This is a genomic window from Curtobacterium sp. PhB128, assembly GCF_004340725.1.
In the GTDB taxonomy this organism is placed as follows: domain Bacteria; phylum Actinomycetota; class Actinomycetes; order Actinomycetales; family Microbacteriaceae; genus Curtobacterium.
This window is the reverse complement of sequence record NZ_SLUR01000003.1, coordinates 1-11,580: the sequence shown is the minus strand read 5'-3', so window position 1 is coordinate 11,580 and position 11,580 is coordinate 1. Positions and strand designations below refer to the sequence as shown.

Here is an 11,580-nt window from a genome sequence, read left to right as displayed (position 1 = left end):
ATCGGACTGGAGGCACGTGGCGGGCGCGCCACGTGCCTCCAGTCCGCTTGGTCGACGGTTCAGGGGCGCTGTGCCGGACCGCGCCGCAGGGCGCGAGCCGCGAAGGCCTCCAGCGCCTCGATGAGCGCTTCGGCGATCCAGATCCGGTTGCGTTGCTTCGAGTTCGCCGGTCGGAGGACACCGCGTTGCACCAGGGTCTCGACGGCACGGTACGCGGTCGGCGCAGCGACACCGAGACGATCCTGGACGAGACCGGCGTTGAGGACCGGATGCTCGATCGCGAGGTCGACCAGGGCTCGCGCTCGGTTGTCGGCGCGGAGATCCGAAGTGGCGTCGGCCCAGCTGGCACGCACGGCGCTGACGTCGGAGGCGAGTCGTCTGCCCGAGGCGACCGCGAACCAGGCCGCCTGGGTGAACGCCCGCACGATGGCGTCGACGTCGCCGTCGCGGTAGGCCGTCAACGCCTCGTAGTACCCATCGACGTCGTGGAGCAGCCCCGCGGACACGGGGACGGCGATGTTCTTCGTCACACCGGCTTGCCGCAGCATCGCGTGCACCAGTGCCCGGCCAGTGCGTCCGTTGCCGTCGGGGAACGGGTGGATCGTCTCGAACTGGGCGTGCGCGATCGCCGCGTGCGCGAGCGCCGGGACGTCGAGCCGCCGCACGAACCCGACCAGATCGGCCATCGAATCGCCGACGCGGCTGTGGTGCGGCGGCACGAAGGCCGCTTCGTGCGGACTGAACTCCGTGCCACCGATCCACACCTGCTGCTGGCGGAACCGGCCCGTCATCTGCGGCGCCGAATCGGAGAGCAGTGCTTCGTGCATCTCGATCACCGCGGCTTCGTCGATCTGGTCACTGAGCGCCAGGGCGGCTTGCATCGCACGGACGTTGCGGACGATCAGCGCCGCATTCCCGCTCGTGCGCTCACCGAGCTCGCTCTCGGCGATCGCGCGCGCGCCACTGGTCAGGTTCTCGATCTGGGACGACGATGCGGACTCGCTGCGGAGCAGGATGGACGCGAACGGCAGGACGGACGAACCGAGTTCCGCGTCGAACCGTCCGATCGCGACCGCTGCCTCAGCGGCGTCCGCGAGCACGTCCGGGGACACTCGGACGCTCGTGCTGGCGATGGTCGGCACGACGGCAGCGGTGTACGGTCCACGTGCTGCCAGGCGAGCGCGTCGGGATGTGCCGCCGTCGTCCTCCACGGTGTGCCATGCGAGCTGTTCATCCTGCAGGGCAGCCCACCCAGGACGCTCGGGACCACCGGAAGGGTCGCTCAACCGTTCATCTCCGCTCGCGTTGGTAACACTTACGACGAATATAGAACCAAAGCCCTCGGTTCCGCACCTTTCTCGCGTGAGGGACACGGCGGCACCAGGGTGGTGCCACGCGAGAGGATGGCGGTGTGACCACCGCGACCAGCATCCTCGACGCGATCGTCCGGCACGTCGACGACACCGGCTTCGGCGCCCACGGCCTGCACGTCCGCACCGGTGGCGGCACCGCGGACGACGTCGCCGAGCACCGCTGGACGCCCGACGTGCGCGAGGAGATCCACTCCGCGGCGAAGGGCGTCTGCGTGCTCGCCACCGGGATCGCCGCCGACGAGGGCCTGGTGGACGTCGACGAACCGATCGCCGCATCGCTGCCCGGGTTCGAGTTCGGGGACGGTGTCGACCAGATCACCCTCCGGCACCTGCTCACGATGACGAGCGGGATCGACATGCCCTGGTCGGCGACCGAGCTGACCGACTGGCCGGACCTGGCGGCCGAGTTCCTGCGGCGGCCCTCGCGGGGTCGCGTGTTCCAGTACGCCAACGTCAGCACCTACACGGCCATGCGCGTGCTCGAGACCCGCGTCGGCGACGTCGGCGCGTTCGTGTCCCGACGCCTGTTCGACCCGCTCGGCATCGAGGACGTGGAGTGGCTGCGCTGCCCGAACGGGTACGTCGCCGCCGGCGAGGGACTGGCGCTCCGGACCGAGGAACTCGCGCGCCTCGGTCGGCTCATCCGCGACGGCGGCGTGGTCGACGGGCAGCGCATCGTCAGCGCCCGCTGGTGCGACGCGATGCACTCCGACTGGGTCGAGCGCGAGGGGACCGGGCCCGGGTACCACCGCTACGCGATGGCCGGCTGGGGCGGTCCGGGGCAGCTGTGGCGGCTGCACGGCGCGTACGGGCAGATGCTGCTGTTCGACGACCACCCCGACGGCGACACCGTGGTCACGATCACCGCCGACGACCACTTCGGCGCCGACGCGATGGCCGCGTTCGTCGCCGACGAGCTCGCCCGGCAGCGGTAGCCGGCAGCGGTAGCCGGCAGCGGTAGCCGGCAGCCGTCGCTGGCAGCCGTCGCGTCCTCGCCGTGCGAGGATCGATCAGTGCAGGAACAGACGCCCGTCGCGATCATCATCGCGGCCATGAGCGAAGAGGTCTCCGCCTTCGCCGACCTGTTCGGCGGGGTCCCGATCCTCGACGGCCCCGTCGGCGGCCACGACCCGCACCAGCTGCTCGACATCGGCGGCGCCACCGTCGCCGTCCGCCGCAGCGGCATCGGCTTCACGAACGCGACAGCAGCCGTGGCACACGGCTTCCACGACTTCGGACCCGGCATCCCCGTGATCAGCGTCGGGACCGCCGGCGGCCTCATGCACGGCATCGCGATCGGTGACGTCGTCGTCGGCGAACGGTACGTCAACCTCAACGCGGACGCCACCGCGTTCGGCTACGCCCTCGGCCAGGTGCCCGGGATGCCGACCGGGTACGCCCCGGACGCCCGACTGGTGGACCTGGCGATGGCCGCCGACATCGCCTGGCCGCTGCGCTCGGCGACGATCGGCTCGAGCGAGGTCTTCGTCACCGAGGGACGCGCCCGGACGCTCCGCGACGCCTTCCCCGACGTGGCCGCGGTCGACATGGAGTCGGCCGCCATCGCCCAGTTCGCCCACGTGCACGACATGCCGTTCGTGTCGGTGCGCTGCATCAGCGACCTCTGCGCCCCCGACGGTGCCGAGTTCCGCGAGCACCTGGACGGTGCCGCGGCGCGCGCCGCCCGCGTGGTCCACGACCTGGTGCGCGGCCTGCGTCCCTGAGGCCCGGCCCGCGAAAGCGACAATCCTGCGGCACGGGGCACCGTTCGGTCCGGCATCGCGACAGATCTCCGCGAACAGTTCGCGGCACGCTGTCGCTTTCGCGGATGTGGACCCGGCCGCCGTCGGACGGGAGGCGCGGTGCGGGCCCGCCACGGGCCTCCCGTCCGCCCCCGGCGCACGTCGAGAGCCACGGTGCGCACGCATGTGCGCCACCTGCGAGCGCATCCCGCGCACGGTGCGATGATGAGCGGCGGCCGTCGCCCGGACGGCCGGAGACGGAAGTGCCGAGCGTGACCGAGACCCGCTCCGAGACCCCGACGGAACCGTCGAAGCCGACGGACCACACCACCCCCACGACCGAGGCCACCGACGATGGTGGCCACGGCCCGCGCAAGGGCGTCGCCGTCCTGGCGCTCGCCGCACTCGGTGTCGTGTTCGGCGACATCGGGACGAGTCCGCTCTACGCCCTGCGCACCGTGTTCACGATCGACGACGGCCTGGTGAAGGCGAACCAGGAAGACGTCTACGGCGTCATCTCGATGATGTTCTGGAGCATCACGATCATCGTCTCGATCAAGTACGTGCTGATCCTGATGCGCGCCGACAACGACGGCGAGGGCGGGGTGATGGCGCTCGCCGCCCTGGCCCGCCGGCTCTACGCGAAGCGTCGCGGTGGTGCGGTGATCTTCCTCGTGATCGGCATCGTCGGGGTCTCGCTCTTCTACGGCGACTCCGTGATCACCCCGGCCGTGTCGGTGCTGTCGGCGGTCGAGGGGCTCGGCACCGCGGCGCCGTCCGTCGAGCACCTGATCGTGCCGATCGCCGCGGTCATCCTGGTCGTGCTGTTCGCGGTGCAGCGCTTCGGCACCGGCAAGGTCGGCAACCTGTTCGGCCCGGTGATGCTGCTCTGGTTCGTCGTGATCGCCGCCGCCGGCGTCCCGCACATCCTCGAGCACCCCGGCGTCCTGCAGGGGCTCTCGCCGACGTGGGCGATCTCGTTCGCCTTCGCGCACCCGTACATCACGTTCGTTGCGATGGGTGCGGTGGTGCTCGTCATCACCGGTGCCGAGGCGCTCTACGCCGACATGGGGCACTTCGGACGGTCGCCGATCCTCAAGGCGTGGTTCTTCGTGGTGTTCCCGGCGCTCGTCCTCAACTACCTCGGGCAGGCGTCGCTGGTGCTGCGTGACCCGTCGGCGGCGAAGGACCCGTTCTTCCTGCTGTTCCCGGACGCGTTGCGACTGCCCGTGGTGGTGCTGGCGACGCTCGCGACGGTGATCGCGAGCCAGGCCGTCATCTCCGGGGCGTTCTCGCTCACCCGGCAGGCGGTCCAGCTCGGGCTGCTGCCGCCGCTCACGATCCGGCAGACGTCACGGCGGGAGAGCGGGCAGATCTACCTGCCCGCGGTCAACCTGCTGCTGTTCATCGGCGTGCTCGCGATCATGCTCGCGTTCCGGTCGTCGGCGAACCTGGCCACCGCGTACGGGGTGTCCGTCACCGGAGCCCTGGTCGTCGACACGCTCCTGCTCCTGCTCGTCGTCCGCCCGCTGTGGAAGTGGGCGACCTGGAAGCTCGTGGTCGCGGCGGTGGCGTTCGGCGGCCTCGAACTGACCTTCCTCGCCGGCAACCTGTCGAAGATCATCCACGGCGGTTGGGTGCCGCTCCTCATCGCCCTGGCGGTGATCACGGTGATGACGACGTGGCGCCGTGGCCGGGCGCTCGTGCAGGAGGAACGCAAGGAGCGCGAGGGGTCGCTCGCCGACTTCATCGACCGGATCAACCACGAGCACATCCCGCGGGTGCCCGGGGTGGCGGTCTTCCCGCACCCGAACAAGGAGACCACGCCGCTGGCGCTCCGGGCCAACGTCGAGCACAACCACGTCGTGCACCGGACCGTCCTGATCGTCTCGGTGCTCACCGCCAACGTGCCGCACGTCCCGCACGCGAAGGCGTTCTTCCGCGACGACCTCGGCTACGAGGACGACGGCATCGACCACATCACGGTGAAGTTCGGGTTCTCGGACGACCAGGACCTGCCGAAGGCCCTGCACGCCGCCTGCCTGGCCGAGGTCCTGGACATCGACCCGGAGGAAGTGCTCCGGGCGTCCTACTTCATCTCCCGCGGGGCCCTCCGTCCGATGCCCGGCAACCGGGGGATGGTGGCCTGGCGGAAGAAGCTCTTCGTCGGCCTCGCCCACAACGCCGCCGACCCCGCGGCACGCTTCGGTCTCCCGGCGCAGCGCACCGTGACGATGGGCAGCGACGTCGAGATCTGACCGCGTCGTCGAGATCTGACCGCGTCGTGCACCGGCGTTCTGCATCGGCATCCGCATCGGCATCCGCATCCGTAGAGCGCAGGCCCCCGTTCGGGGGTGATGGTCTTGTGCACCCGTTCAGGGTTACGCTCATCGGAACCACACCACAGCTGCAGGCAGCATCACCAACTGCCGGACCAGCACCAGGATCAGGAGCGAAGCCACATGAGGCTTGGAGTACTCGAGCGCGCCCAGAAAGACCCACGGGCGTCCACTTCCACCCGATGGTCAGGCCGGAGCAAGGGCGTCGCGATCGTCACCGCAGCGCTCCTCGGCGCCGGCGGCAGCATCCTCGCCGCCGCCCCCGCGACGGCAGCGCCCGTCGCGTCGACCGGGCAGGGGCGCTTCCTCAGCGGCTCCGCGCTCGGTTTGAACCTCGACGACATCCTCACCGTGACCCCGGCGGACGCGGTCAACACCGGTGGGACCACGGACACCGACGTCCACCCGCTCGACGTCACCGCGCTCAACGCGGTCAACGTCAACCTGGGCGGGGGCCTCAACCTGCTCGGGAACAACGGCATCCTCACCCTCGGTGCCGTCAACCAGTACGCCGCCGCCAACGCCGACGGCAGCTCCGTCGCCGCGTCCGGCGCGGTGACGAACACCGGCGGGATCGGCGTCGGCGGCCAGGACGGCGTCCCGCAGTCCAACGCCACGCTCGACCTGTCGGGTCTCATCGGGGCCGACCTGGCGGGCGCCCTCGCGAACGCCCAGCTCGAGGTCGGCGCCGTCTCGGCCACCGCCGCGCAGGCAGCCGGCCCGGCCGGTGCGCAGACGGGCGACTACGGCATCGCCGGACTCGACCTGTCGCTGACGAGCCCTGCGCTCGGCACCACGGTGTCCGGCCTCCGCACCACGCTCGGCACGCTCCAGCCGACGGTCGACGGCGTCGAGGACACCCTGAACGCGCTCGGCCCGCTCGTGCAGGTCCAGGGCCTGCCCGACCTCGTCACGGTGCTCGACTCGGCCACCGGCGACGTCACCAGCGCCGACGGCTCGATCACGGCGAACCTGCAGACCGGTGCGATCACGGTCGACGTCGCCGCAGTGCTGACGAACGCCGGCCTGGACATCAACAACCTGCCGGCGAACACCGAGCTGCTGCCGTACATCACGGACGCACTCACGACCCAGCTCCTGCCGGCGGTCACCACCGCGCTGCAGGGGGTCGTGACCCAGCTCACGCAGTCGCTCCGCGGGCTCACCGTCACGGTGGCCGGGATCCCGCTGCCGATCGGCCAGCTCCTCGACGTCGTGAACCCCGTCATCGCGCAGGTCGTCGCCCCGATCAACCAGGTCGTCGCCGGCCTCGGTGAGACGGTCATCACTCCCCTCGCCAACGCCCTGACGACCGTCGTGTCGCTGCAGGCCAACGTGCAGGAGACCAGCGCCGACGGCGTCTTCACCCAGCGTGCCCTGCACGTCGCACTGGTGCCGGCCGCCGGCACCGCCGTCGTCAACCTCGCCTCGGCTGCGGTCGGTCCGAACGCCGGTCCGCTCGCGGTCCCGACGATCACGACGCTCGACCCGGACAACGGGCCGGTCGCCGGTGGCACGGTCGTCACCGTCACGGGGACGGGCTTCACGGACGACGCCACGGTGTCGGTCGACGGTTCCGACCCGATCGCGGCGGACTCCGTCTCGGACGACGGCACCGAGCTGACCTTCACCACGCCGGCGCACGTCGTCGGCACGGTCGACGTCACGGTCACCACGCCCGCCGGTGAATCCGAGCCGCTCGACTTCACCTACACCGACGACGCGGCCGCGGTCCCGACCATCACGACGCTCGACCCGGACAACGGGCCGGTCGCCGGTGGGACGGTCGTCACCGTCACGGGGACGGGCTTCACGGACGACGCCACGGTGTCGGTCGACGGTTCCGACCCGATCGCGGCGGACTCCGTCTCCGACGACGGCACCGAGCTGACCTTCACGACGCCGGCGCACGACGCCGGGACGGTCGACGTCACGGTCACCACGCCTGCCGGTGAATCCGACCCGCTCGACTACACGTACAACCCGGCCCCCGCAGCGGTGCCCACGCTCACGACGCTCGACCCCGACAACGGGCCGGTCGGCGGCGGCACGCTCGTCACCGTCACGGGCACCGGGTTCACCGACGACGCGACCGTCTCGGTCGACGGGTCCGACCCGATCGACCCGGAGTCGGTCTCCGACGACGGCACCGAGCTGACGTTCACGACCCCGGCGCACGCCGCCGGTCCCGTCGACGTGACGGTCACGACCGACGCCGGGACCTCGGACCCGCTCACGTACACCTACAACCCGGCACCCGCCGGGGCTCCGATGCTGACGGCGCTGGACCCCGACAACGGTCCGGTCACCGGTGGCACGGTCGTCACGGTCTCCGGCACGGGCTTCACCGACGACTCGACGGTCTCGGTGGACGGTTCCGACCCGATCACGCCGGACAGCGTCTCGGACGACGGCACCGAGCTGACGTTCACGACGCCGGAGCACACCGCCGGTGCGGTCCCCGTGACCGTCACCAACGGCTCCGGCACCTCGGCGCCGCTGCCGTACACGTACAACCCGGCTCCGGCCGCGGTCCCGACGATCTCCGCGCTGGACCCCGACAACGGTCCTGCCGCGGGTGGCACGGTCGTGACTGTCACGGGCACCGGTTTCACCGACGACTCCACGGTCTCGGTGGACGGTTCCGACCCGATCACGCCGGACAGCGTGTCGGCGGACGGCACGACGCTCACCTTCACGACCCCGGCGCACGCTGCCGGTGACGTCGAGGTCACGGTGACGACCCCGGGTGGCACCTCCGACCCGCTCGTCTACACCTACAACCCCGCGTCGACCACGACGACCCCGCCGCCGGTGATCACCTCGCCGACGGACGGTGGCACCGTCACGACGCCCAACCCGCCGATCACCGGCACCGGTCAGCCCGGCGCGACCGTCACGGTCACCGACGGCACGGTCATCGTCTGCACCGCGGTCGTCGCGGCGGACGGCACCTGGAAGTGCACCCCGATCGTCGGCTTCGGCCCGGGAACGGTGACCATCACCGCCACCCAGACCGGCGCGGACGGCACCTCGGCGGCGTCCGACCCGGTGACGTTCACCGTCCGTCTGGCAACCGCCGGCACCGGTGGCGCGGGTGGTACCGGCCCGAACGGGACGCTCGCCTACACCGGTAGCGACCCGGGCCCGGTGATCGCCTTCGCGATCCTGCTGATGCTCGCGGGCGTCGGGCTCACCATCGCCCGCCGCTTCCGTCGGGCCTAGTCCGCACCACCAGCAGCGCCCGTCGGGATCCGTCCCGGCGGGCGCTGTTGCGTGCGTGCGCGTGCGTGTGCGTGCGTGTGCGTTGGCGTGTGCGGTGCATGCGTGTGCATCATGCGACGGGGCACCGGTTGATCGACGCGTGGAACGTCGGAACATGCACACGCAGCAGATGCGTGTGCATCATGCGACAGGGCACCGGTTGATCGACGCGTGGAACGTCGGAACATGCACACGCACCGGCGGACGGGAGGCGCGGTGCAGGCCCGCCACAGACGCGCCAGTCGGCACGTGGGTGCGATCAGAGCCCGAGCTGCTCCCGCAGGTACGGCGCGGTCCGGCTCTCGGCGGACGCCGCGACCTGGGCGGGGGTGCCGGTGGCGACGACGCGGCCGCCGTCCTCGCCGCCGGAGGGCCCCATGTCGATGACGTGGTCCGCACTCGCGACGACGTCCATGGCGTGCTCGACCACGACGACGGTGTTGCCGGCGTCGGTGAGGCGTGCGAGCTGTGCGGTCAGCAGCTCGACGTCGGCAGGGTGCAGGCCCGTCGTCGGTTCGTCGAGCAGGTAGAGCGTGTGCCCGGTGCGCGCGCGTTGCAGCTCGGTCGCGAGCTTGATGCGCTGGGCCTCGCCGCCGGACAGCTCCGGCGCAGGCTGCCCGAGCCGCAGGTAGCCGAGGCCCACCTGACGCAGGGCCTCGAGCCCGCGGGCAGCGGCCGGCAGCGACGCCAGGAAGGGGGCAGCCTGGTCGACGGTCATGCCCAGGACGTCGGCGATCGACGCCCCGTCCCACTGCACCTCGAGCGTCTCGTCGTTGTAGCGCGCACCGTGGCACTCCGGGCAGGGCGCCCAGCTGCCCGGCAGGAACAGGAGCTCGACCGACACCGAGCCCTCGCCCTGGCACACCTCGCACCGGCCGCCGGCCACGTTGAACGAGAAGCGGCTGGCGGTCCAGCCGCGGGCCTTCGCGTCGTCGGTCGCGGCGAACGCGGCACGCACGGCGTCGAAGAGCCCGGTGTAGGTGGCGAGGTTCGAACGCGGGGTTCGGCCGATCGGCTTCTGGTCGACCTGCACGACGCGGTCGACGAGCGGGTGCGACGTCGCGACGCCGGGCAGGACCCCGCCGACGAGCGACGACTTGCCGGAGCCGCTGACGCCCGTGACCGCGGTGAGCACCCCGAGCGGCAGGTCGACGTCCAGGTCCTGCAGGTTGTGCAGGGTGAGGTCGCGCAGTTCGAGGGTCCCGACGGGGGTCCGGACGGTGCGCTCACCGTCGGCACGGTCGCGCGGGTGCAGGAACCGTCGGGTGACCGATGCCTCGACGTCGGCGAGGCCGTCGACGGGGCCGCTGTACAGGACGGTGCCCCCGCCGGATCCGGCACCCGGGCCGACGTCGACGATCCAGTCCGCCCGCCGCACGATGCTCATGTCGTGCTCGACGACGAAGACGCTGTTGCCGCCGGCGCGCAGGTCGTCGAGGACCTCGACCAGGGACTCGGCGTCGGCCGGGTGCAGGCCGGCGCTCGGTTCGTCGAGCACGTAGACGACACCGAACAGGCCGGAGCGCAGTTGCGTCGCGATGCGCAGGCGCTGCGTCTCGCCGGGGGAGAGCGTCGGGGTCGCCCGGTCGAGCGCCAGGTACCCGAGGCCCAGGCCGACGAGCACCTCGACCCGTGTGAGCAGGTCGCGCGAGATCGCGACCGCGACCTCGGTGTGCTCGCCGGACGAGGCGCGTGAGGTGGCAGCGCTGGCGTCCGTGATGGTGGCGATCGGGCGCAGGACGTCGGCCAGCGCCGTGAGCGGCAGGCCGTTCAGGTCGGCGATCGAGTGGCCGCCGACCGTCACCGCGAGCGCGGCCCGGGTCAGGCCGGTCCCGCCGCAGAGGCCACACGGACCCGACTCGACGAACTGCAGCACCTTGGTCCGCTGCGTCTCGCTCTGCGAGTCGGCGAGGGTGTGCATCACGAACTGGCGTGCGCTCCAGAACCGCCCCTTGTACGGCTTCGCGACGCGGTCGCGCTTCGGGTGGACTTGGACCACCGGCTGCTCCTCGGTGAACAGCAACCAGTCGCGGTCCTGTCGGGAGAGCTCACGCCACGGCACGTCGATGTCGTAGCCGAGCACCGCCGTGACGTCGCGCAGGTTCTTGCCCTGCCACGCCCCGGGCCACGCAGTGATCGCGCCGTCGCGGATGCTCAACGACGGGTCGTGCACGGCCGAGGCCTCGGTGACCTCGTGGGCGATGCCGAGTCCGTGGCACCGCGGGCAGGCCCCGGCCACGGTGTTCGGCGAGAACGAGTCGGACTCGAGCCGGTCGGCCCCGGACGGGTAGGTGCCGGCGCGGGAGAACAGCATGCGCATCGAGTTCGACAGGGTCGTCAGCGTGCCGACGGTCGAACGGCTGCTCGGAGCACCGCGGCGCTGCTGCAGGGCCACGGCGGGCGGCAACCCGGTGATCGAGTCGACGTGCGGCGTCGAGCCCTGCGCGATGAGCCGTCGGGCGTAGGGAGCGACGGACTCGAGGAAGCGGCGCTGTGCCTCGGCGAACACCGTGCCGAACGCGAGCGAGGACTTGCCGGAGCCGGAGACGCCGGTGAAGGCGACGATGCGGTTGCGCGGGATGTCCACGTCGACGTCCTGCAGGTTGTGCTCACGGGCGCCGCGGACGCGGATGAAGTCGTCGGGCCCCGGTTGGTCGTCGGTCACGGTCGAGCGGGGAGCGGGCATCTGCTCGATGGTAGGCGGGTGCTGCTGAACGTGGTGAAGGGCCGTCCCGGTTGCCCGGGGCGGCCCTTCACGTGTGGTGCGGTGGTGCGGGGTGTTACTTGATCTGTGCGGTGATGGTGGCGGTGCCGACGAGGAGGCCGCGCTTGACGGCGTCGGTGCCGAAGGTCTTGTTCAGC

General features: G+C 71.5%; 6 protein-coding genes. 4 read left to right on the top strand and 2 right to left on the bottom strand.

The features are described 5' to 3' along the window. Positions 1-59 precede the first annotated feature (59 nt). Positions 60-1,142 carry a Fic family protein gene (locus tag EDF23_RS06265; protein WP_243648830.1) on the bottom strand — a complete coding sequence of 361 codons (1,083 nt, stop codon included), beginning with the start codon at positions 1,140-1,142 and terminating at the stop codon, positions 60-62. A gap of 269 nt (positions 1,143-1,411) precedes the next feature. On the opposite strand from EDF23_RS06265, the gene EDF23_RS06260 reads away from it, so the two are divergent. From EDF23_RS06260 to EDF23_RS06245, 4 genes are all read left to right on the top strand, one after another. Further along, positions 1,412-2,308: a serine hydrolase domain-containing protein gene (locus tag EDF23_RS06260; protein WP_131921138.1), complete on the top strand. Its 897-nt coding sequence runs from the start codon at positions 1,412-1,414 to the stop codon at positions 2,306-2,308. Between the two features lie 78 nt (positions 2,309-2,386). Then, entirely contained in the window at positions 2,387-3,097 is a 711-nt protein-coding gene (gene mtnN, locus EDF23_RS06255; RefSeq protein WP_131921136.1) for a 5'-methylthioadenosine/S-adenosylhomocysteine nucleosidase, read from the top strand. A gap of 290 nt (positions 3,098-3,387) precedes the next feature. After that, the gene (locus EDF23_RS06250) at positions 3,388-5,373 is read left to right on the top strand and encodes a potassium transporter Kup (RefSeq protein ID WP_185094282.1); all 1,986 of its coding nucleotides are present in this window, start codon (positions 3,388-3,390) and stop codon (positions 5,371-5,373) included. 204 nt (positions 5,374-5,577) lie between these two features. Next, entirely contained in the window at positions 5,578-8,679 is a 3,102-nt protein-coding gene (locus EDF23_RS06245) for a choice-of-anchor G family protein (RefSeq protein ID WP_165901030.1), read from the top strand. A 298-nt stretch (positions 8,680-8,977) separates the two neighbouring features. Here the strand turns inward: EDF23_RS06245 and EDF23_RS06240 are convergent, their stop codons facing one another. Next, entirely contained in the window at positions 8,978-11,404 is a 2,427-nt protein-coding gene (locus EDF23_RS06240) for an excinuclease ABC subunit UvrA (RefSeq protein WP_131921130.1), read from the bottom strand. Positions 11,405-11,580 lie beyond the last annotated feature (176 nt).